A 24734-nucleotide genomic window follows, 5' to 3' on the forward strand; every position below is an offset into this window, starting at 1 on the left:
CCAACACCCGACCCACGACGGCCCGTACGTCGTCGGCCCCCGACGCGAGCGACACCGCGACCACATCGGGAACCTCGGCCCCCGCAATCGGAAGGCTCTCCCCCACCTCCAGATCACCCGCACCGGAGGCGGCGCCGCGGGACACCCAGTCCACCCGGTACAGCGAGTCGTCCCGTGCGCCTTGGGCGGCCGCGAGCTGCTCGGCGCTCACGGCGCGCAGGGTGAGGGCGTCGACGGAGGCGACCGGGGCACCGGTTCCGTCGGCGATCAGCAGGGACACGGAGTCGTGGCCGACCTCGGCCAGCCGGACCCGCAGCGAGGCGGCGCCCGTGGCGTGCACGCTCACGCCGGTCCACACGAAGGGCAGCCTCTGCCCGTCCCCGTCGTCGAGGAGCTCGCCCAGGCCGAGGGCGTGCAGCGCCGAGTCGAGGAGCGCCGGGTGCGTCGCGAAACCGGTCACGGAGGCGTCGTCGGGCAGGGCGACCTCGGCGAAGAGTTCCTCCCCGCGCCGCCACACCCCCCGCAGGCCCTGGAACACGGGGCCGTAGCCGAAGCCCGCGTCCGCCAGCCGCTCGTAGCAGCCGTCGATGTCCACGGCAGCGGCTCCGGCGGGCGGCCACTGGGAGGCCAGGTCGGCCGTGTCGGGCGTCGCGGTGGCGTCCTGGGAGTCCGACAGCGCACCGGTGGCGTGGCACGTCCACGGGGCGTCCGGCGCGGACGCGTCCTCGGCGCGCGAGTAGATCCGCACCGGGCGGCTGCCCGACGCGTCGGCCTCGCCGATGGTCACCCTGATCTGGACCGCGCCCCGCTCGGGGAGCGCCAGCGGCGCCGCGAGCGTCAGTTCGTCGACGCGGCCGCAGCCGACCTCGTCGCCGGCGCGTACCGCCATCTCCAGGAGCGCCGTGCCGGGGACCAGCGTCACTCCGGACACCGCGTGGTCCGCCAGCCAGGGGTGCGTGGCCGTCGACAGCCGGCCGGTCAGCAGCGCACCGCCGACGTCGGGCAGGCTCACCGCCGCACCGAGCAGCGCGTGGTCCGCGGCCGCGAGACCGGCCGAGCTCACGTCGCCCGTGGGCGCCGGGGCCTCGAGCCAGTACTCCTCGTACTGGAAGGCGTAGGTGGGAAGGTCGACGCGCCGGGCGCCGGTACCGGCGAAGAACGCCTGCCAGTCGACGGACGTACCGTGTACGTGCAGATGGGCGAGCGCCGTGGTGACCGCCGTGTCCTCGGACCGGTCGGTGCGCAGGGACGGCACCGTGACGCCGTTGCCGTCGAGGATCTCCTCGGTCAGGGCGGTCAGGACGCCGCCGGGGCCGATCTCCAGGAAGGTGCGGGCACCTTCGGCGGCGAGGGTGGTGACGGCGTCGGCGAAGCGGACGGCCTGGCGGACGTGGCGGACCCAGTACTCCGGGTCGCACACCTCGTCGGCCGAGACCAGTCGGCCGGTCAGCGTCGAGACGATCGGCAGCGCGGGGGCGGAGAAGTTCAGCCCCTCCGCGACCGTGCGGAACTCCGCCAGCATCGGCTCCATCAGCGGCGAGTGGAACGCATGGGAGACCGTGAGGCGCTTGGTCTTACGACCCTCAGCCGCCAGGCGCTCGGCGATGGCCGTCACCGCGTCCTCGGCACCTGAAATAACCACCGAGGTCGGGCCGTTGACAGCCGCTATGCCCACATGACCTTCAAGCAGCGGAAGGACTTCCTCTTCCGTCGCCTGCACCGCCACCATCACACCACCGGCCGGCAGCGCCTGCATCAACCGACCACGAGCAGCCACCAAAGCCGCCGCATCAGCCAACGACAACACTCCAGCCACATGCGCGGCGGCCAGCTCACCAATCGAATGCCCGGCCAGGAAGTCCGGCCGCACACCCCACGACTCCACCAGACGGAACAGAGCAACCTCGACAGCGAACAACGCAGGCTGCGTAAAGCCCGTCTCGTTCAGCGCCCCGGCATCCTCACCGAACATCACCTCCAGCACCGACTCCTCAAGGTGCCGGTCGAGCTCCCCGCACACCGCGTCGAAAGCCTCCGCGAAGACGGGGAAGGCGTCGTACAGCTCACGCCCCATCCCCGGCCGCTGGCTCCCCTGACCCGAGAACATCAGCGCCAGGCGGCCGGATCCGGCCTCGCCCCGCACCACTCCCGGCGGCTGCCGGTCGTCGGCGAGGGCGCCCAGGCCGGCGGTCAGTTCGGTGATGTCGGAGCCGATGACCACGGCGCGGTGTTCCAGCGCCGCGCGCGAGGTCGCCAGCGAGAAGCCGACGTCCGCCAGGGCGAGTTCCGGGCGCTCCGTCACGTACGACCGCAGCCGTCCCGCCTGCTCGCGCAGTGCCGCCGGGTCCTTCGCGGAGACCACCCAGGGGACGATCGAGCCGGTGTCCGGCCTCGAAGGTTCGCGCACGTCCGTCGGGCCCTGTTCGAGGACCACGTGCGCGTTCGTGCCGCTGACACCGAACGACGACACGCCCGCCCGGCGGGGATGCCCGTTCTCCACCCACTCGACGGGCTCGTTGAGCAGCCGTACGGCGCCCGCCGACCAGTCGACGTGCGGTGAGGGCTCGTCGGCGTGCAGCGTCCTGGGCAGGACGCCTTCCCGCATCGCCATGACCATCTTGATGACGCCCGCGACACCGGCGGCGGCCTGGGTGTGACCGATGTTGGACTTCAGCGAACCCAGCCACAGCGGCCGGTCCGCGTCCCGCTCCTGCCCGTACGTCGCCAGCAGCGCCTGGGCCTCGATCGGGTCGCCCAGCGTCGTGCCCGTGCCGTGTGCCTCGACCGCGTCGACGTCCGACGGCGACAGACCGGCGCTCGCCAGCGCCTGGCGGATCACGCGCTGCTGCGCGGGACCGTTCGGAGCCGTCAGACCGTTGGAGGCGCCGTCCTGGTTGATCGCGCTGCCGCGCACGACCGCCAGGACCTCGTGGCCGTTGCGCCGGGCGTCCGACAGTCGCTCGACCAGGAGCATGCCCGCCCCCTCGGCCCAGCCGGTGCCGTCGGCGTCGGCGGAGAACGCCTTGCAGCGGCCGTCGACGGCCAGGCCGCGCTGGCGGCTGAACTCGATGAAGGTGTTGGGCGTCGACATGACGGTCACGCCGCCGACCAGGGCCATCTCGCACTCACCCTGTCGCAGCGCCTGCGCCGCGAGGTGCAGGGCGACCAGCGACGACGAGCACGCCGTGTCGACCGTCACCGCCGGGCCCTCCAGCCCGAAGGTGTACGCGATGCGGCCCGACGCGATGCTGCCCGCGCTGCCGTTCATGACGTAGCCCTCGAAGCCTTCGGGAATGACCGTCAGGCGGGAGCCGTAGTCGTTGTACATCACGCCGGCGAACACGCCCGTCCGCGAGCCGCGCACCGATGCCGGGTCGATCCCGGCCCGCTCGAAGGCTTCCCAGGACGTCTCCAGCAGCAGCCGCTGCTGCGGGTCCATCGCCAGGGCCTCGCGCGGCGAGATCCCGAAGAACGCCGGGTCGAACTCGCCGGCCCCGTAGAGGAAGCCGCCTTCGCGGGCGTAGGTGGTGCCGTGGTGGTCGGGGTCGGGGTGGTAGAGCGAGTCGATGGCCCAGCCGCGGTCGGTGGGGAAGCCGCCGATGGCGTCGCCGCCCTCGCTGATGAGCTGCCACAGCTCCTCCGGCGAGCGTACGCCGCCCGGGTAGCGGCAGCTCATGCCCACGATGGCGATGGGGTCGTCGTCGGCCGGGAGGCCCGTCGGCGCCGTCGCGACGGGCGCGGTCAGCGGTGCATCGCCCACGATCTCCGTGCGGAGGAAGCGGGCGAGGGCGTGGGGGGTCGGGTGGTCGAAGACCAGGGTCGCCGGGAGGCGGGTGCCGGTGGCGGAGTTGAGGAGGTTGCGCAGTTCGACGGCGGTGAGCGAGTCGAAGCCGAGCTCCTTGAACGCGCGCTCGGCGTCGACCTGTTCGGCCGAGCCGTGGCCGAGGACGGTGGCGATCTGCCGGCGTACGAGCTCCAGCAGTTCGCGGTCCTGCTCGGCCGCGGTGAGGCCGGCCAGCCGCTGGGCGAGGGACGAGGCGGGGGCCTCGGTGCCGCCGGTGCCGTGGCCGAGGGCCCGCCGGACGGGGGCCTTGACCAGGGCGCGCAGCAGGGCGGGGACGTCTCCGTCGGCGGCTTGGGCGCGCAGGCCGGGGCCGTCCAGGCGCAGCGGGAAGAGGACGTCGGTGGCGTTGGCGCAGGCGGCGTCGAAGAGGGCGAGGCCGTCGCCGGAGGCCATCGCGGCCAGGCCCATGCGGCGGATGCGGGCGAGGTCGGCGGAGTGGAGCTTGCTGGTCATGCCGCTGTCCTCGGCCCACAGGCCCCAGGCCATCGACACGGCCGGCAGGCCCGCCGCCCGCCGCTGCTGTGCCAGGGCGTCCAGGAAGGCGTTGGCCGCGGCGTAGTTGCCCTGGCCGGCGCCGCCGAGGGTGGCGGAGACGGAGGAGAAGAGCACGAAGGCGCTCAGGTCCGTCTCCTGGGTGAGTTCGTGGAGGTTGAGGGCGGCGTCCACCTTGGGGCGCAGGACGCGGTCGAGTCGCTCGGGGGTGAGGGCCGGGACGATGCCGTCGTCCGTCACGCCCGCCGCGTGCACCACGGCGGTCAGGGGGTGCTGCGCCGGGATTGCGGCGAGGACGTCGGCGAGTGCGGCGCGGTCGGCGACGTCGCAGGCGGTGGTGACGACGTCGGCGCCGAGGGCGGTGAGTTCGGCGGCGAAGTCGGCCGCGCCGTCGGCGGCGGGGCCGCGGCGGCCGAGGAGCAGCAGGTGGCGGGCGCCGTGCTCGGTGACCAGGTGGCGGGCGAGGAGCCGGCCGAGGGTGCCGGTGGCGCCGGTGATCAGGGTGGTGCCGTCGGCCGGGAAGGTGTGGGCGCCGGCGGGGTCCGGGTCGGGTGCCTTGGCCAGGCGGGGCAGCAGGAGCCGGCCGTCCCGGACGGCGATCTGCGGCTCGCCGGTGCTCAGGGCGGCGTCGATGGGGGCGGTGGCCTCGTCGGCGGGGTCGAGATCGAGGAGGACGAGGCGGCCGGGGTTCTCCGACTGCGCCGAGCGCACCAGGCCCCAGACGGCCGCCTGGGCCGCGTCGAGCGTGTGGCCCTCTCCGTCGGGCTCGACGGCGCCCCGGGTGACCAGTACCAGGCGGGAGTCGGTGAACCGTTCGTCGGTGAGCCAGTGCTGTACGAGCCGCAGCGCGTGGTGGGTCGTGGCTCGTACGGTGTCGGCCGGTGACGCCGCCTGCCGGGTCTCCACGGCGACCGCGACGTGGTCGGGCACGGGGGTGCCCGCGTCGACGGCCTCGGCGAGCGCCGCCAGGTCGGTGTGGCCGTCGCCGGTGGTCGCGAGGGTGCCGAGCGCGGTCCAGGGGGCGGGGGTGGCGCCGGGCTCGGCGGTGATCCAGTCGAGGTGGAAGAGGGAGTCCTGGCGGGGTGCGGCCGCGCCGCGCAGTTGCTCGGCGGCGACGGGGCGCAGGACGAGCGAGCCGACGGAGGCGACGTGCTGCCCGGTGCCGTCGGCGACGGTCAGCGCCACGGCGTCGGTGCCCGCCGGGGTGAGGGCGACGCGCAGGTCCCGGGCGCCGGTGGCGCTCAGGTCGATCCGGTCCCAGGCGAAGGGCAGCAGGCCCTGCCCGGTCTCGGTGCCGGAGAGCAGGCCGAGCCAGGAGGCGTGCAGGGCCGCGTCGAGGAGGGCGGGGTGGAGCGCGTACGAGCCGGCTTCCGCGGCCGGTTCGGCGGGCAGGGCCACCTCGGTGTACACGGTGTCGCCCTGGCGCCAGGCGGCGCGCAGACCGCGGAAGGCGGGGCCGTAGCCGAAGCCGAGGGCGTCGAGCCGGTCGTAGAGGTCGTCGGTGGGGACGAGTGCGGCGCCGGGGGGCGGCCAGGTGGTGAGGTCGTGGCCGGGTGCGGCCGGCGGGGTGCCGGTGGCGAGGGTGCCGCCGGCGTGGCGGGTCCACTCGTCCGGGGCGAGGGTGTCCTCGGGGCGGGAGAAGAGCTCCAGGGTGCGGCGCCCGGTGGTGTCCTGGGTGCCTATGGTGAGGCGGAGCTGGACTCCGCCGTGCTCGGGGAGGACGAGCGGGGCCTCGATGGTGAGGTCCTCGACGCGCTCGCAGCCCGTCTCCTCGCCGGCGCGGAGGGCCAGTTCGACGAAGGCGGTGCCGGGGATGATGACGACGCCGGAGACCGCGTGGTCGGCGAGCCAGGCGTGCGTGGCCAGGGAGAGCCGGCCGGTGAGGACGGTGGTGCCGTCGGGGAGGGCGACGGCGGCGCCCAGCATGGGGTGTCCGGGGTCGGTGAGGCCGATGGCGGCGGCGTCGGCGGCGGGCGGGGTCGTCAGCCAGTAGCGCTGCCGCTGGAAGGCGTAGGTGGGCAGATCGACGTGGTGGGCGGCGCGGCCGGTGAACACCGCGTCCCAGTCGAGGGGGACGCCGTGGACGTGGAGGTGGGCGACGGCGGTGGTGAGGGCCTCGTCCTCGGGGCGGTCGGTGCGCAGCGACGGGATGGTGACACCGGCGCCGTCGAGGATCTCCTGGGCCATGGCGGTCAGGACGCCGCCGGGGCCGATCTCCAGGAAGGTGGTGACGCCGTCCGCCGCGAGGGTGTCGACGGCGTCGGTGAAGCGGACGGCCTGGCGGACGTGGCGCACCCAGTACTCCGGGTCGCACAGTTCCTCCGCCGATACGAGCCGACCGGTGAGCGTCGAGACGATCGGCAGCGTGGGCGCGGAGAAGGTCAGGTCCTGGGCGACCGTGCGGAACTCCGCCAGCATCGGCTCCATCAGCGGGGAGTGGAAGGCGTGCGAGACCGTGAGGAGCTTGGTCTTGCGGCCTTCGGAGGCGAGCCGCTCGACGATCGCCGTCACCGCGTCCTCGGCACCCGAGATGACCACCGACGTCGGGCCGTTGACCGCCGCGATGCCGGTCTCGGACTCGTGTCCGGCCAGCAGCGGCAGGACCTCGTCCTCGGTCGCCTGGACGGCCACCATCACGCCGCCGGAGGGCAGCGCCTGCATCAGCCGGCCGCGGGCGGTCACGAGAGCGGCGGCGTCGGCGAGGGAGAGGACTCCGGCCACGTGGGCCGCGGCCAGTTCGCCGATCGAGTGGCCGGCGAGCGCGTCGGGTCGTACGCCCCACGACTCGACGAGGCGGAACAGCGCCACCTCGACGGCGAACAGGGCGGGCTGGGTGAAGGCGGTCCGGTTCAGCGGCTCGGCGTCCTCGGCGAGGATCACGTCGCGCAGCGGCCGGTCGAGGTGGGCGTCCAGGTGGGCGCAGACGGTGTCGAAGGCGTCGGCGAAGGCGGGGAACGCGGCGTACAGCTCGCGTCCCATGCCCGGCCGCTGGCTGCCCTGGCCGGAGAAGAGCAGGGCGAGGCGGCCGGGCCCGTCGGGGCCGACGCCGCCGCGCAGCACGTTGGCGGCCGTCTCGTCGCGGCTCAGGGCGTCGAGGCCGCGCAGGAGCCCGTCGCGGTCGGTGCCGACGACGGCGGCGCGGCGCTCCAGGGCGGCCCGGGAGGTGGCGAGGGACAGGCCGATGTCGGCGGGGTGGAGGCCGGGGTCGGCGGTGAGGTGGGACTTCAGGCGGCGGGCCTGGGCGAGGAGCGCGGGGGTGTCGTGGCCGGAGAGGACCCACGGCACGGGGAGTTCCGGCCGGGTCGTCGTCCCGGTGGGCTCGGCGGGCTCGGGTGCGGGTGCCTGTTCGACGATGACGTGGGCGTTGGTGCCGCTGACGCCGAACGCGGAGACGGCGGCGCGGCGGGTGCGGCCGTCGGCGGGCCAGGCGACGGGCTCGGTGAGGAGTTCGACGGCGCCGGCCGTCCAGTCGACGTGCGGGGTCGGCTCGTCGACGTGCAGGGTCTTGGGCAACAGGCCGTGTTCGAGGGCCAGTACGGTCTTGATGACGCCGGCGACACCGGCGGCGGCCTGGGTGTGGCCGATGTTGGACTTCAGGGAGCCGAGCCACAGCGGGCTGCCCTCGGGGCGGTCCTGGCCGTAGGTGGCCAGCAGCGCCTGGGCCTCGATGGGGTCGCCGAGCCTGGTGCCGGTGCCGTGCGCCTCGACGGCGTCGACGTCGGCCGCGTCGAGGCCGGCGTTGGCGAGGGCCTGGCGGATGACGCGCTGCTGGGAGGGGCCGTTGGGGGCGGTCAGGCCGTTGGAGGCGCCGTCCTGGTTGACGGCGCTGCCCCGTACCACCGCGAGGACGCGGTGGCCGTTGCGCTCGGCGTCGGAGAGCCGCTCCAGGAGGAGCATGCCGACGCCTTCGCCCCAGCCGGTCCCGTCGGCGGCAGCGGCGAACGCCTTGCAGCGGCCGTCGGGCGCCAGGCCGCGCTGGCGGCTGAACTCGATGAAGATGCCGGGGCTGGCCATGATGGTGACGCCGCCGGCGAGGGCGAGCGAGCACTCCCCCTGTCGCAGGGCCTGCGCCGCGAGGTGCAGGGCGACCAGCGAGGAGGAGCAGGCGGTGTCGACGGTGACGGCCGGGCCTTCGAGCCCGTACGTGTAGGAGAGGCGGCCGGAGACGACGCTGGCGGCGCGGCCGGTGAGGAGGTAGCCCTCGACGCCCTCGGGGGCCTTCTGGGCTCCGGCGTTCAGGCCCCAGGCGTATTCCTGGCCGTTGGAGCCGATGAACACGCCGGCCTGGGTGCCCTTGAGCGTGGTGGGGTCGATGCCGGCGCGTTCGAACGCCTCCCAGGAGGTCTCCAGGAGCAGCCGCTGCTGGGGGTCCATGGCCAGCGCCTCGCGGGGGCTGATGCCGAAGAAGGAGGCGTCGAAGTCGGCGGCGTCGTGCAGGAAGCCGCCTTCGCGGGAGTAGGTGGTGCCGCGGTGTTCGGGGTCGGGGTCGTAGAGGCTTTCCAGATCCCAGCCGCGGTCGGTGGGGAAGCCGGTCAGGGCGTCGTCACCGGCCACGAGGAGCTGCCAGAGCTGTTCGGGCGAGTGGACGCCGCCGGGGAAGCGGCAGCTCATGGAGACGATGGCGATGGGCTCGTCGTCGGCCGGGCGCACAGTGCCGGCCGTGAGGGCCGGGGCGTCCTGCGGCGTACCGGACACCTGGGCGTGCAGGTATTGCGCGAGTTCCGTGGGGTTGGGGTAGTCGAAGACGACGGTGGTGGGCAGGCTCATGCCGGTGGCCACGGCGAGCCGGTTGCGCAGCTCGATGGCGGTCAGCGAGTCGAAGCCCGTCTCGCGGAAGGCGCGGCCGGGCTGGACGGCGTCCGCGCCGGCGTGGCCGAGGACGGTGGCGGCCTGGGCGCGTACGAGCTCCAGGACGGTGCGGGCCTGTTCGGCGTGGCCCAGTCCGGCGAGGCGCCGTTCGAGGGCCGGTCCGTCGGTGTCGCCGGGGGCGGCCGGGGTGGTGCCGGCCGCGAGCAGGGCGCGCGCCTCGGGGAGGTCGTCGAGGAGGGGGTAGGTGCCGGTGACGGCGAAGGCGGGGACGAAGCGGTCCCAGTCGATGTCGGCGACGGTGACGGCGGTGTCGTTCTGCTCGATGGCGGTGTGCAGCGCCTGGATGCCGAGTTCGGCGGCCATGGGCAGGATGCCGCGGCGGGCGAGGTGCGCCTCGGCGTGGTCGCCCATCATGCGGCCGGAGCCCCAGGAGCCCCAGGCGACGGCGGTGGCGGGCAGGCCCTGGGCGCGGCGCCGGTGGGCGAGGGCGTCGAGGAAGGCGTTGGCGGCGGCGTAGCCGCCCTGGCCGCCGTTGCCGACGACACCGGAGATCGAGGAGAAGAGGACGAAGAAGTCCAGGTCCACGGAGGCCGTGAGCTCGTGCAGGTGGAGCGCGGCGTCGGTCTTGGGGCGCAGGACGCGCTCCAGCCGGTCCGTGGTCAGCGCGTCGAGGACGCCGTCGTCCAGGACACCGGCGGTGTGGATGACACCGCTGAGGGGGTGCTCGGCGGGCAGCGACCCGAGGAGGTCGCGCAGTTGGTCGCGGTCGCTGACGTCGCAGGCGGCGATCGTGGTGCGGGTGCCGAGCGCTTCGAGCTCGGCGCGGAGCTCTTCCGCCCCCTCGGCGGCGGGGCCGCTGCGGCTGGTCAGGACGAGGTGTTCGGCGCCGTGGTGGGCGAGCCAGCGGGCGACGTGGGCGCCGAGGGTGCCGGTGCCGCCGGTGACGAGGACCGTGCCGCGCGGCCGCAGCGGGGTGCGGGCGGGGGTGGCGTGGGCCCGTACGAGGCGGCGGCCGAAGGTGGTGGAGCCGCGTACCGCGACTTCGTCCTCGGTGCCGGCGAGAACGGCGGTGAAGGCGGCCAGGGTGCGTTCGTCGAGCGTCTCGGGGAGGTCGACGACGCCGCCCCAGCGCTGCGGGTACTCGGCTCCCACGACACGTCCGATGCCCCATAGCTGGGCCTGCGCGGGGTCGCGCAGCGGGTCGGCGGGGCCGGTGGAGACGGCGCCGGAGGTGACGCACCACAGGGGCGCGGTCACCTCGGCGTCGCCGAGGGCCTGGACGAGGGCGACGGTCGTGGCCAGGGCGGTGGCGACCCGGTGGGTGGGGAGGGTGCCGCCGTCGGTGGCGAGCAGGGACAGCACGCCGGTCAGCGCGCCGGTGTCCTGGCCCGCGAGGCGTGCGGCCAGGGTGGTGCGGTCGTCGGTGGCGTCGACGGTGAGGAGTTCGACGTCGGCGCCCCGCGCGGCGAGGGCGTGGTGGACAGCGGTGATCCGCTCGTCGTCGGCGTGGCCGGCGGGGACGGCGAGCAGCCAGGTCCCGGCCGGTGCGGCGGTGGCGCGGCGGAGCGGCTGCCAGGTGACGCGGTAGCGCCAGCCGTCGACGGTGGAGGTGTCGGCGGCGCGGCGGCGCCAGGTGGCGAGGCCGGCGAGGAGGTCGTCGACGGAGGGGTCGGTGCCCAGGTCGAGGGCGGCGGTCAGGGCCGCCAGGTCCTCGGTCTCGACGGCCTCCCAGAAGCGGGTCTCCTCCGCGCTGCCGGAGCCGCCGCGTCCGGTGGCGGGGGCGGCGGAGTCGAGCCAGAAGCGGCGCCGTTGGAACGGGTAGGTGGGCAGGTCGACCGTGCGGACGGGCCGGCCGGCGAGGACGGGCGACCAGTCGACGTCGACGCCGCGCACATGGGCCTCGCCGAGCGAGGTCAGGAAGCGGACGGGGCCGCCCTGCTCGCGGCGCAGGGAGGGGACGACGTGCGCGGTGGTGCCGACCGTCTCCGCGGTCTCCTGGAGGCCGATGGCGAGCACCGGGTGCGGGCTGACCTCGATGAAGACCTGGTGGCCGGTCTCCATGAGCCCGCGGGTGGCGGGCTCGAACCGTACGGTGGTGCGCAGGTTGGTGTACCAGTACGCGGCGTCGGTGGCGGCGGTGTCGATCACGTCGCCGGTGACGGTGGAGTGGAAGGGGATCTCCGGGACGCGGGGGGTGATCCCGGCCAGGGCGGCGGCGAGTTCGTCCTCGATGATCTCCACGTGGGAGGAGTGGGAGGCGTAGTCGACGGGCACGCGCTTGGCGCGTACGCCGTCGGCCTCGCAGGCGGCGAGGAGTTCGTCGAGGGCGTCGGCGTCGCCGGAGACGACGACGGAGCGGGGCCCGTTGACGGCGGCGATGCCGATGCGGTCGCCCCAGGGGGCCAGCCGGTCGGTGACGTCGGGCAGCGGCAGGGGTACGGACACCATGCCGCCGAGTCCCGCGAGGCGGCCCAGGAGCCGGCTGCGGAGGGCGACGACACGGGCGCCGTCCTCCAGGCCGAGGGCGCCGGCCACGGTGGCGGCGGCGATCTCGCCCTGGGAGTGGCCGACGACGGCCGCGGGATGTACGCCGAAGGAGCGCCACAGCTCGGCGAGGGACACCATGACGGCCCACAGGGCGGGCTGGACGACGTCGTCGGCGGAGTCCAGGGCGGGGGCGCCGGGGGCGCCGCGCAGGACGTCCTCCAGGGACCAGCCGACGTGCGGGGCCAGGGCGGCGTCGCAGGCGCGCAGCCGCTCGCGGAACACGGCGGAGGAGTCGAGGAGTTCGACGGCCATGCCGGCCCACTGGGAGCCCTGGCCGGGGAAGACGAACACCACGCGCGGCTCGTCGGTGGCCTGCCCCTGGACGGCCGCGGGGGTGGCGGTGCCGGTGGCGAGGGCGCGCAGGGCGTCGGTGAGTTCCGTACGGTCGGCGCCGACGACGACGGCGCGGTGCTCGAAGGCCGTGCGGGTGGTGGCGAGGGAGTGGCCGATGTCGGCGGGGCGGAGGCCGGGGTGGGCGTCGAGGTGGGCGAGCAGGGCGCGGGCCTGCGCGGTGAGGGCCTCGGGGGTGCGGGCGGACAGCGGCCAGGGCACGGTGGTGGCCTGCTCGTCGGCCTCGGGTATCTCCTCGGCCGGTGCGTCCGGGGCCTGTTCGAGGATGGCGTGGGCGTTGGTGCCGCTGATGCCGAAGGAGGACACGCCCGAGCGGCGCGGCCGCCCGGTCTCGGGCCAGGGGGCCTGCTCGGCGAGGAGGCGTACGGCGCCGGTGGACCAGTCGACGTGCGGCGAGGGCTCGTCGGCGTGCAGGGTCTTGGGGAGGATCCCGTGCTGGAGGGCGAGGACCATCTTGATGACGGAGGCGACGCCCGCGGCGGCCTGGGTGTGGCCGATGCTGGACTTCAGGGAGCCGAGCCACAGCGGCCGGTCCTCGGGCCGGTCCTGGCCGTAGGTGGCCAGCAGCGCCTGGGCCTCGATGGGGTCGCCGAGCCTGGTGCCGGTGCCGTGGGCGTCGACGGCGTCGACGTCGGCAGGGGTCAGGCCCGCCCCGGCCAGGGCCTGGCGGATGACGCGCCGCTGTGCCGGACCGCTGGGCGCGGTCAGGCCGTTGGAGGCGCCGTCCTGGTTGATGGCGGTGGAGCGGACGACGGCCAGGACGGGGTGTCCGTTGCGGCGGGCGTCGGAGAGCTTCTCCAGCAGGAGCATGCCGGTGCCCTCGGCGAGCCCGAAGCCGTCCGCGGCGGCGGAGAACGCCTTGCAGCGGCCGTCGGGGGCGAGGGCGCGCTGCTTGCTGAACTCGATGAACATGCCCGCCGAGGGGATGACGGTGGCGCCTCCGGCGAGGGCCAGCGAGCAGTCGCCGGCGCGCAGCGCCTGGACGGCCAGGTGCAGGGCGACCAGCGAGGAGGAGCAGGCGGTGTCGACGGTGACGGCGGGGCCTTCGAGGCCGAGGGTGTAGGAGAGGCGGCCGGAGGCGACGCTGGCGGTGTTGCCGGTCAGCAGGTAGCCGCTGAGGTCCTCGGGCGCCTCGTACAGGCGCGGCCCGTAGTCCTGGGTCATGGCGCCGACGAACGTGCCGGTGCGGGTGGAGTGCAGCGTGCGCGGGTCGATGCCGGCGCGTTCGAGGACCTCCCAGGCGGTCTCCAGCAGCAGGCGCTGCTGGGGGTCCATGGCGAGGGCCTCGCGCGGGGAGATCCCGAAGAACTCGGGGTCGAAGCCGGCGACGTCGTGGAGGAAGCCGGCCTCGCGCTGGTAGTAGGCGCCGGGGCGGCCGGGTTCGGGGTCGTAGAGCCCGTCGACGTCCCAGCCGCGGTCGTGCGGGATGGCCGCCACGGCGTCCTCGCCGGCGGTCAGGAGCCGCCACAGCTCCTCGGGGGTGTCGATGCCGCCGGGCAGGCGGCAGCTCATCGCGACGATGGCGATGGGCTCGTCGTCCCCGGCGGGGGCCGCGGTCTCGGCGTCGGTCTGCTCGGTGCGCCCGAGGGCTTCGGCGAGGATGCGGCTGACGAGTCCGGCGGGCGTGGGGTGGTCGAAGACCACGGTGTGGGGCAGGGCCAGGCCGGTGGCCTCGGTGAGCCGGTTGCGGAGCTCCACGGCGGAGACCGAGTCGAGCCCCAGGTCGCGGAAGGCACGGCCGGGGGTGACGGCGGCGGGGCCGGGCAGGTCGAGGAGGGCGGCGGTCGCGGATCGCACCAGGTCCGCGACGAACCGCTCCTGTTCGGCCTCGGGGAACGCGAGCAGCTGCTGTCCGAAGGGCAGACCGGTGGCCTCGGGCCGGTGGAAGGCGTAGGTCGGCAGCGGTACGTGGCGCGGGGCCGGGGCGTCGAACACCTGCGCCCAGTCGACGTCGGCGCCGTGGACGTACGCCTCGGCCAGCGACGTCCGCAGCCGCTGCTCGCCGCCCCGGTCGCGGCGCAGGGTGGCCACGGCGGCGGCCCGGTGGCCGGCGGCGGCCGCGGTGTCCTGGACGGCGGCGGTCAGCGTGGGGTGCGGGCCGGCCTCGACGAACAGGTCGTGGCCGGCGTCGAGGAGGGCGCGCGTGACCTGCTCGAACAGTACGGGCCGGCGCAGCGTCTCGTACCAGTGGGCGGCGTCGGCGTCCCGGCCGTCGATGGGGGCGCCGGTGAGTGAGGAGTACAGCGGCAGGCGGGCGGTGCGCGGCGCGAGGTCGGCGAGGTCGCGCAGGAGGCGGTCGCGGACGTCCTCGATGTGCGGCGAGTGGGCCGCGAGGCCGATGGCCACCCGGCGGTGGCGTACGCCGTCGGCGGTGAGCTCGGCCAGCAGTTCGGCGAGGGCGTCGGCGTCGCCGGAGACGACCGTGGAGTGGGGGCCGTTGTACGCGCCGATGACGAGCCGGTCGCCGTACGGGGCCAGCCGGTCGGTCACCTCGGCGGCGGGCAGGGCCACGGACAGCATGTCGCCGCGCCCGGCGAGGGTGGCCTCGGCCTGGCCCCAGCGGGCGGCGACGAGGGCGGCGTCCTGAAGGGTGAGGGCGCCCGCGACGTGGGCGGCGGCGATCTCGCCGACGCTGTGGCCGGCCACGGCGTCGGGCCGTACGCCGTACGAGCGCCAGGTCTCGGCGAGGGCGACCTGGACGGCGAACATGACGGGCTGGTTGACGTCGGCGGTGTCGAGCGACGGGGCGCCGGGGGCGGCGCGCAGCACGTCGGTCAGGTTCCAGTCGACGTAGGGCGCGAGCGCGTCCTGGCAGTCGGCGACGGCGTCGCGGAACACGGGGCTGGCGTCGAGGAGTTCGACGGCCATCAGCGGCCACTGGCCGCCCATGCCGGGGAAGACGAACGCGAGGCCGCCGCCGGTGGCGGCGCCGCTCACCACGTTCGGCGCGACGCCGCCGCGCGCGAGGGCGTCGAGGCCGCGCAGGAGCTCCTCGCGGCTCTCGCCCAGGACGACGGAGCGGTGGGCGAAGCGGTGGCGCCGGGTGGCCAGGGCGTGACCGACGTCGGCGGCCTCCAGGCCGGGATGGGCGGCGAGGTGGGCGTGGAGACGCTGGGCCTGTGCGCGCAGCGCGTCGGGCCCGGCGGCGGACAGCATCCAGGGCAGGGGACCACGGGCGGCGGAGACGGGGAGCCCGGCGGCCGACTCGGACCGCTCGCCCTGTTCGTAGGGCTGAGCGGTGTCCAGGGTGTCACCGGGCCGGAGCACGCCAAGAACCCGGTCGCCGTCGGCGAGGGCCTGGCGGAGAGGCTTGAGGACGACGGCACCGTAGCCGATGGGCTCGGCGGTCTCGGCGCCGGCGGCACCGGCAACGCCGTGGCTGTCGGGCGCGGTGGCCTCAGGGCTGCCGGGCTCGACAGCACGGTGGCTGCCGGACTCAGCGGGCTCACGACCGCCGGTCTCGGAAGCCCTGTCCACCTCCGCGCCGCTCAGGCGCAACCGCACATCCGGGCCGCCCACGACCGCAAGTTCGCAGTCGCCCCGCCGCAGGCGATCGCATGCGGCCCGGACCGCCTCCGCGCCGCTCGCGTGGCCGAGTTCGGCGGCCGGGCCGTCACCCGTGAGCCTCAGCGCGTGGCGCAGCGGGCTCTCGCCCAAGGATTCCGCTTCGCCCTGCGGCAGCGCGACGTGGAGCGCGGTGCGGAGGGCCGCCGGCGTCGCGGTGGCGGCACCGGCGTCCTCCAGCGCCGCCCAGAGGACGGCAGCGGACCGCCCTGCGTACGAGGCTGTTTCCACGGGGTGTCCGAGAAATTCCGCGAGGATTTCCTCATCCATGTCGCGGAATTCCTCGGGAGGCCGGTGAGCCGATCCGACGACCGCGATGGCGTCTTCCCTCATCTTGCCGGACTCGGACAACACCGACTCGGTCTCGCTCATTACCGTGCTCCATCGACCCGTAGAACTTCAGCCAATTTGCAGGTGGGCGCGCGCACACTGGTGATGCGCGCGCCCAGGGAATGCCCGGCCTTACGCGGCGGTGACATCCTGTTTGATGACGCGCTCGATGTTGCGTTCGGCGAGCGCCGTGATCGTCACAAAGGGGTTGACGCCGATGGAACCGGGGATCAGCGAACCGTCGGTGACGTAGAGGTTCTTGTAGCCGACGACCCGGCCGTAGTTGTCGGTGGCCTTGCCCAGGACGCAGCCGCCGAGCGGGTGGTAACAGAAGTCGTCGGCGAACGCCTTGAGCTGCTTGCCGAAGAGGTCGTAGCGGTACATCGTGCCGTTCGCCTTGTTGATGCGGTCGAACAGCGACTTGGCGGCGTTGACGGCGGGCGCGTTCTGCTCCCGGGTCCAGCGCAGCTTGGCCCGGTCCGTGGCCCGGTCGTAGACGAACGTGCCGCGCTCGGGGTTCTTGGTGATGGCCAGGTAGAGGCTGACCCAGGTCTCCAGGCCCGCCGGCATGGGCGCGATCTCGGCGAAGACCGGGGCGTCGCGGTTGTCCCAGTCGTCGATGCCGAGGGCGGGGATCGACGACTGCTTGGAGCCGGTGGGGTTCCAGACGTGGTTGGCACGGGCGGTCATGATGTTGCCGTTGGGGCCCCAGCCGGCGCCGATCTCGGGGCTGAGGTCGGGCAGGGCGCCGGTCTCGCGGGCGCGCAGCAGCAGTTCGGTGGAGCCGAGGCTGCCGGCGCCGAGGAACAGGTGGCGGCAGGTGATCTCCTTCGAGGCGAGCACCTTGCCGTCGGGGTCCTTCTGCTCGACGGTCAGCGCGTACGTGCCGTCCTTCTGCAGACGGATCGCCTTGACCTCGTGCATCGTCTCGATGGTGACCTTGCCGGTGCCGAGGGCGGCGGCCAGGTAGGTCTTGTCGAGGCTCATCTTGCCGTGGTTGTTGCCGTAGATGACCTCGGCGGCCAGCGCGGACTTGGGCGCGGAGCCGTCCGCCTCGCGCCGCATGTAGTCCCAGTCGTAGACGTTGGGCACGAAGGTGGTGCCGAGGCCCGCCTTCGACGCCTGATCGCGCGAGACCCGGGCGAACTTGTACCACTCGGTCTGCTCGAACCAGCTCTTGTCGATGTTCTTGACGCGGAGCGCGGAGTTGGCGCGCGGGAAGTACCGGTCGTACATCTCGGCGGCGTCGACCTGGGGCAGCACCTCCTCGAAGTACGAGCGCCGGGGCGTCACCGCCATGCCGCCGTTGACGAGCGAGCCGCCGCCGACGCCGCGCCCGACGTAGACGGACATCTGCTCGAAGTTCACCCGGTCCAGGACACCGGCGTAGGGCTCGATGTCGCGGTTGGCCAGGTCGAGCCAGAGGAACGAGCCCAGCGGCGCCTCGGTGCGGGTCTTGAACCAGCTGGAGCGCTTGTCGGGCTTGAGCATCCCGCTGAAGACGTTGCCGTCCGCGCCGGCCCGGTTCCACAGCTGGCCCATCTCCAGCATCAGCGTGGGGACGCCGGCCTCGCCGAGGCGCAGCGCGGAGACGGCCGCGCCGTAGCCGGTGCCGATCACCACGGCCGGTACGAACGAGCCGCCGGCGGTGGCCTTGCCGGCGGCCTGGGCGCGGGGGGCCACCGAGACGGTGGTGGCACCGGCGAGGGCGGCGGCGCTCAGGGCGGCCATGCCGAACAGCCGGCGGCGGGACAGGTGCTGGTTCTCTACCACGCTGGTCTTACCTGACCTTTCAGACGTTCCATGGGGGACTTGCCGGAGGGTGCGGGTGGTTCGGCCCGGTGCGCCCTACCAGGCCACCGGGAGGCTGTGGACGCCGTAGACCTGCATGTCGTCCCGGAGCGGCACCTCTTCGGCCGGTACGGCCAGGCGCAGGTCGGGGAAGCGGCGCAGCAGGCCGTTGATACCGACGCGCAGTTCGATGCGGGCCAGTTGCTGGCCGAGGCACTGGTGGATGCCGTGGCCGAAGGCGAGGTGGGCGGCCGCGTGGCGGGTGACGTCGAGGCCCTCGGGGGCGGCGTAGCGCTCGGGGTCGCGGTTGGCGGCGGCCAGCGAGACCATGACGACCTCGCCCTTCTTGATCAGCCGGCCGTCGATCTCGACGTCCTCCAGGGCGGCGCGGGTCGGGCCGTGGTGGACGATGCTGAGGTAGCGCAGCAGTTCCTCCACCGCGCCCTCGGTCAGGGAGGGGTCGGCGCGCAGCGCGGCGAACTGTTCGGGGTTCTGCAGCAGCGCGAAGGTGGAGAGGGCGAGCTGGTTGGCGGTCGTCTCGTGGCCGGCGACCAGCAGGAGGAAGGCGATGGAGGTGAGTTCCTCGTCGGTGAGGCCGCCGTCGCCGTGGGCCAGGCCGCTGAGGATGTCGTCGCCGGGCCGGTCGCGCTTGAGGAGGACGAGCTGGTGGAGGTACGCGCCGAGGTCGGCGAAGGCGCCGGTGACCTCTTCGGTGGTGGCGCCGTAGCTGCTCCAGACGGCGGTGTCGTGCTGGAAGCGCTCCCGGTCGGCGTAGGGCACGCCGAGGAGTTCGCTGATCACGAGGGAGGGGATCGGCAGGGCGAAGTGCTCGAACAGGTCGGCCGGCGGGCCCATCCGCTCCATGCCGTCCAGGTGGTCCTCCGTGATCTTCTCGATCCACTCGGTCAGCAGGCGCATCCGGCGGACGGTGAACTGGCCGGTGAGGAGCCTGCGGTAGCGCTGGTGCTCCGGGTCGTCGTGCTGGATGAACATTCCCGGCGGCGCGGCCGGTGACTCCTCCAGGGTCAGCGCGCGCGGCACGGGCGGGTGTTTCAGTTCCCCCCGGGCGCTGAAGCGGGGGTCGGACAACACGGCGCGTGCGGCGGAATAGCCGGTGACGAGCCAGCCGAGATGACCGTTCGCGAATGTCATCCGGGTGAGCGGTTCCCTTTCCCGCAGAGCGCGCGTCTCCGCCGGCGGATCGAAGAAGTTCTCACGAACGGTCGAGAATAATGCCGGAGCGACCCCGGTCATCCACAGCCCCCAAGAGATTGGCTTCATGTCGGCCCGAGGCATTCCATGCGTGCGCACAAGCCTTCGATACCGTCGAAAATAACGGTATGGAGACGGCCGGAACGCTGTCAACGAAATCAATCCCCGGGACGCTAACCCTGTGGGGGCGGCCCGTAGGTACGGTTACTTCCGGTTCGCCCGGTGCTTCGGTTCGGTACGGTCCGCCGCGGTACGGCCGGGCTGCCCGGCACCGCTGGCGGAGCCGTCCGGCAGCAGGTGGGCGAGGCCCGCGAGTTCCGCCCGGCCGCTCACGCTCAGCTTCCGGTAGGCGTGCGTCAGGTGCTTCTCCACCGCGCGTGAGCTCACGTCGAGCCGCTCGGCGATGTCGCGGTTGGAGATGCCGTGCGCGGCCAGTCCGGCGACGCGCCGTTCGGTCCGGGTGAGGGACTCCACGGCGAGGGAGCCGACGCCGCGCGCCATGGCCTGGAGCTCCCGGGCGGCGCGTTCGGCGAGCCAGGGCACCCCGCAGGCCAGGGCCTGCTCGCGGCCGCGGCGCAGATGGCTCTCGGCCTCCTCGGCCCGGTCGGTGGCGCGCAGCCGCCTGCCGAGGAGGACGGAGGTGCGGGCGCGCTCCATGCCGTTGACGGCGCCCGCCAGGGTGTCCGCGGACGCGCGCAACAGGGCGATCCCCGGCTCCCCCTCGGTGACGGCGCCCCTCATCCGCTGGGCGCGGCCGATCGCCACGGGGGTGCCCCAGGCCCGGGCCCGCGCGCACTCCTCCTCGATGAGCTCCTGTGCCCGTACGGCGTGGCCCATGCGGTAGTGCAGCCCGGCGGCCCAGGCGCGCCACGGGAAGACGGCGGGGTTGCGCCAGTCGGCGCGTTCGGCGGAGCGCCCCCAGTCGAGGAAGTACTCCAGTGCGGTCGGCAGGTCCCCCGAGGCGGCGGCGGCCGAGCCCCGGATGAGCTGGAGGGAGGAGGGTTGGTGGCCCTGGTGGACCCCTTCGCGGCGGTAGGCCAGCAGCCGCCGGGTCAGGTCGGCGTCGCGGCTCTCGATGGCGACGAGGACGACCCCGATCAGCGACTGGAGCGTCGCCCAGTCCGCCACGCCCAGGGCGAGGGCGTCGGCGGCCTGGGCGCGTGCCTCCTCCAGGCGCCCTTGGGCCAGCAGGACGTGGGTGAGTTCGATGCTGATGACGGCCTCGGGGACGGTGGCGCGCTCGCGGCGGGCGCGTTCCCGGGCGGTGCGCAGCCAGGGTTCGATGGTCTCGACGGAGTCCCCGGCGATGAGGATGTGGGTCAGCAGGGGCAGGGCGGTGTAGGTGTGCTCCGGGGAGGCGGGTTCGTACTGCAGGACGCGGTTGGCGAGCGGGGTGACCTCGGCCGCGGACAGGCCCTGGGACATGGTGGCGCCGTGCAGCAGGACGGTGACCAGTTCGCGTTCGGCGGCGGTGCCCAGCGGGGGCGTCGGGCCGAGGGCGCGCAACCGGTCGACGCAGGTGAGGAGTTGCCCGGGTCCCGCGACGGCGATGTGGCGCAGCCGGGCTTCGAGCCGCAGGGCCAGTTCGCGGTTCTCGCCGGCGATCAGTTCGGGTGCGCCGAGTTCGTCGGCGACCTTGTGGATCGCCTCGACGGACGGGGGCGGGCAGCCGCCGAGGAGGGAGGGGGGTATGCGGGCGGCGGCCACGGCGCGCCGGGCCGGGGAGGGGATGAGCAGCAGGGCCTGGGAGATGTGGCGGATGGCGGCCGGCGGGTCGAAGGCGCGCTCGACGGTGGCGAGGTCGACGAGGAGGGTGGCCCGGTCGGGGCCGGTGGGGGCGCTGCCCAGCAGGGCCCGGCGCAGATAGCGGGCGGCTTCCTCGGGGGCGCCGCGGCGCAGGGCCGCGGTCGCGGCGGTGCGCAGCACCTCGATCGCCCAGCTGTCCTGGCAGGAGGTGGCCTCCAGGAGTTGGGCGGCGGCCTGTTCGGCGGGGTGGCCGGAGCTGTGCAGGAGGAGGGCGGCGTAGATGTGGCTGTCCTCGTGCTCGGCCGGGGTCATGGCGTCCTCGACGGCGTCCCGTACGGCCCGGTGGACGAAGCGGGGCTCCGGGTCGGCGGTCAGCAGTCCGAGTCGGCGCAGGGCGCGGACCGCCGCGTCGCCGCCGGTCTCGTCCAGTCCGGCGAGGCGGCCGGCGAGCTCGGGGGCGGTGGGGCCGGTGAGGACGGCCAGTGCCTTGGCCATGGCCTGTACGGGGGCGGGCTGGGAGCGCACGGCGGCCTGGAGGCGTTCGCGCAGGGACGGCAGGGCGGTGGTGCGTACGGCGTCGGCGTGTTCGGCGTCGGGGCCGCCCATGGGGGCGAGGGCGTCGAGGGCGGCGGTGAGGAACATCGGGTTGCCGCCGCCGGTTTCGTGGCAGGCGGTGACGTAGGCGGGGTCGGCGGGGCGGCCGAAGCGGGCGGCGACGAGTTCGGCCGTGCTCCGGAGCGAGAGGGGCCCGGGCCGCAGGATGTGGGTGGCGCGGTCGGTGATCTCCTGGACGCGCCGCTCCTCCGAGCCGGGGTCGCCCTCGCGCAGGGCGGCGACGACGGTGATGCGCAGGTGGGCGAGGCGCTTGGCCAGGTGGCCGAGCCAGCGCAGGGAGGGTGCGTCGGCCCACTGGAGGTCGTCGACCAGCAGGAGCAGCGGGGTGCGGGCGGCGCGGTCGGCGGCGAGGGCGAGGAGTTCGCCGTGCGGCTCCGGGTCGGTGGTTCCGGCGGGTGCGCAGGTGTCCGGTTCGAGGTGCGTGCCGGGGAGGAGGGGTTCCAGCAACTGGCCGACCACGCCGAAGGCGAAGTCCTGTTCCATGGGGGCCGCGCTCGCGCTCAGGACGTGGGTGCCGCGCTGTTCGGCGGGGGCGCGCAGGGCCCGTAGGAGCGCGGTCTTGCCGGTGCCGAGGCCGCCGGTGACGACGAGCAGTGAGCCGCTCGCCCCTTCGGCGGCCTCCAGCGCCTCGGTGAGCAGGTCGAGCTCGCGCCGCCGGTCCAGCAAGAGGGTCGGCTCAGGGGTCATCGGGTGTTCCTCCGTAGGCGCTCGAGCGCGTCGGCCAGCTCCGACCGCCCCGAGATGCCCAATTTGCGGTACGCCTTGGTCAGGTGGAGCTCGACGGTGCGCAGGGTCACCGTCAGCTCGGCGGCGATGGCGCGGTTGGCCATGCCGTGTGCGGCGAGGCCGGCCACGCGCAGTTCGGCGCTGGTCAGCCCGCGCGGTGCCGGTGGGCTGGGCGCGTCGGACGCGGCCGCGGGCCGGGCGGGTGGTGCCGGGCGGGTGGTGCCGGTGGTAGGGGCGAGCAGGGCGCCGAGGGTGGCGGTGCCGGTGAGCGGCGCGGTGCCCAGGGCGCCGAGGGCCTGGCGGTACTGCCAGCTCGCGGGGGCGTCCGGTGCGGGGAGCACGGGCCCGGGGGCGGCCGGTTCCGGGCCGGGGCGGCCGGCGGCGAGCAGGACGCGCCGTACGGCGCTGGGCGTGCCCCAGGCCAGGGCGAGGCGGCGCTCCTCGGCCAGCAGCTCCGCGGACCAGGCGTCCTCGGGGTCCGCGCCGCGGGCCTGGGCGGCGGCCGAACGCCAGGGCAGCAGGGTGGGGTTGGCGACCTGGCGGGTGAGCAGGACGCGGCCGCATTCCAGGAGGTCGGCGAAGGATTCCTCGCGCCGGCCGGCCGCCAGCCGCTGACGGCCGCGCGCGTACAGCAGGTACGCCCAGGCCAGGCCGTCCTCGGCGCCGGTGGGGCGGGCCAGCTCGACGGACCGCTCGGCGGCGGCGAGGTCGCCCTGTTCGAGGTACACCAAGGTCTTCACACCGACGAGGGCGGGCGCCATCAGGGGGTGCCAGCAGTGCGGCGGCATGGCCTCCTGTGCGCGGTCGAGGGCGGCGGAGGCCGCTTCGGTGCGTCCTTGGTGCAGCTCGGCCAGGGCCGCGACGAGCAGGGCGAGTCCGGCGGTCTGGCGGGTTCCGGCGCTTTCGGCCCGTACCAGCACGGCGTCCAGTCCGGCCCGGGCGGCGGCGAAGTCGTCGGTCAGGATCAGGGCGTGGCAGGCCGCCAGTTGGCAGGTCAGGGGCGTGGTGTCGCGGGCCGGCGGGGCGAGGGCGGCGCGGGCCAGGTCACGGGTGCGGGCGAGGTCGCGGCCGCGCAGGGCACCGCGCCAGGCGACGACGGCCGCCTCGGCGGGTTCGGCGGGCCGCTCCGGCAGCGGGTCCATGGGCGGCCGGTCCAGCTCGTGGGCGGCGCCCTGCTGGCTGTGTTCGGCGAGCCAGTACAGGGCGCGCAGCGCGGCCCGGTCGGTGGGGCCGGGGCCGGCGCGGTGGTGGACGTAGGCGATCAGGGGCTGGGCGGAGACGACATCGCCCCGGGCGACGAGGAGTTCGGCGGCGTGGACCCAGGACGGGCCGGCGGTGGCGTCGGCAGGGGTGAGCAGGGCGCGGCGCAGGTGCCGGTCGGCCGCTTCGGGCGAGAAGGGCAGGACCACCGCGCTCAGCTCGGTGAGGACCTTCACCCGCAGGTCGGGGGCGAGCGGTTCGCGCAGGGCGCGCCGCAACAGCCGGGCGGCCTGCGGGAGGTCGCGGGCGGCGCGGCGGCGGGCGGCCTCCCGGCGCAGCGCCTCCACGGCCCAGGTGGAGCCGATGACACGTGCGGCGAGGAGCATCCGGGTCAGGTCGCCGTCGGGGACGGCCTCCCGGTGGGCGCGGTCGGCGGCGCGGGCGTAGAGCTCTTCGCGGCGTTCCGCGCCCAGTCCCGCGAGGACGGCTTCGGCGGCCTTCGGTTCGCGGAACGCGGGCCGTTCGCCGCCGGTCAGCAGCCCGGTGCCGGAGAGGATCTCCAGGGCGCGGGCGGCGCCGAGGGTCCGGGGCTCGGCCAGGGCGGTGATCATGTCGAGGGTGCAGTGGCGGCCGCGGACGGCGATGACGCGCAGGACGTCCTGGAGCTCCACGGGCAGGGTGGCCACGGTTCGTGCGGCGCGGTCCCGGACGGCGTCGGCCGCGCTGTCGGTCAGGTGCGGCAGGTGGTCGGCGCCGGGGCTCCAGCCGTGCCGGGCGAACCGGCCGATGACGGTGCGCAGGACGGCCGGGCTGCCGTCGACGGCACGGGCCGCCGCCTCGCTGAACGCGGGGTCGACGGGCCGCCCGTAGGCCGCGGCCAGCATCTCCCCCACGCCCTCGGCGGAGAGCCGGGCGAGGGTGAAGGTGTGGGCGGTGACCGTGCGTTCGTCGGCGAGGGGGTCCGGTTCGATGCGGCCGTACGGGCCTGCCGTGACGCCGTGCGTGGTCAGCAGCAGCACGGGGGCGCCGGAGAGCCTGCGGGCCAGGGCCCGCAGGCAGCGCCAGGAGTCCGGGTCGGCCCATTGGACGTCGTCGACGGCGATGAGCAGGGGCCGGGCGCGGGCGGCGGCGAGGAAGGCGCGGCACAGGTCCAGGGAGTGGTCGCCCTTGTCGGGGCGGGGCGGCGCGGTGTCCGGTGCGAGGCCGGCCAGGAGCTGGGTGATGACGCCGTGGCGCCGCCCGGTCTCCTCCCAGGAGGCGTGGGCGGTGACCGCGCGGACGCCCGTACGGGCCGCGAGCGCGACCGCGCGGTCCAGCAGGGCGCTGCGGCCGATGCCGGGCTCGCCGTGGACGGCGACGGTGGCCGACCGGCCCGAGCCCAGGCCGCGCAACAGGGCGTCCAGCGTCTCCTGTTCCGTCTCCCGTTCGACGAGGGACGTCGTCCCGCCGAGGCGGCCGGCGGCCGGCCACTCCCCCACCGCCTCCGGTTCCCACTGTGACACCGGGC

The 24734-nt window shown here is 74.8% G+C and carries 5 protein-coding genes; all 5 read right to left on the reverse strand.

The window, feature by feature from the left end; genetic code table 11:
- The coding region (locus tag ACZ303_RS27760; protein WP_467343201.1) for a type I polyketide synthase at positions 1–15979 on the reverse strand (15979 nt) is incomplete at its 3' end.
- A gap of 90 nt (positions 15980–16069) precedes the next feature.
- Positions 16070–17668: a GMC family oxidoreductase gene (locus ACZ303_RS27765; protein ID WP_467343337.1), complete on the reverse strand. Its 1599-nt coding sequence runs from the start codon at positions 17666–17668 to the stop codon at positions 16070–16072.
- Positions 17669–17785: 117 nt separating this feature from the next.
- Positions 17786–18880 (reverse strand): cytochrome P450, encoded by a 1095-nt coding sequence (locus ACZ303_RS27770; RefSeq protein WP_467343202.1) that lies wholly within the window; start codon positions 18878–18880, stop codon positions 17786–17788.
- A gap of 264 nt (positions 18881–19144) precedes the next feature.
- Positions 19145–21988, reverse strand: coding sequence for an ATP-binding protein (locus ACZ303_RS27775; protein ID WP_467343203.1), 2844 nt, complete (start codon positions 21986–21988; stop codon positions 19145–19147).
- Positions 21985–24729 carry an AAA family ATPase gene (locus ACZ303_RS27780; RefSeq protein ID WP_467343204.1) on the reverse strand — a complete coding sequence of 915 codons (2745 nt, stop codon included), beginning with the start codon at positions 24727–24729 and terminating at the stop codon, positions 21985–21987. Before ACZ303_RS27780 ends, ACZ303_RS27775 begins: the two co-directional genes overlap by 4 nt.
- Positions 24730–24734: the final 5 nt, after the last annotated feature.

It is taken from the genome of Streptomyces sp. NPDC023527, assembly GCF_055560115.1.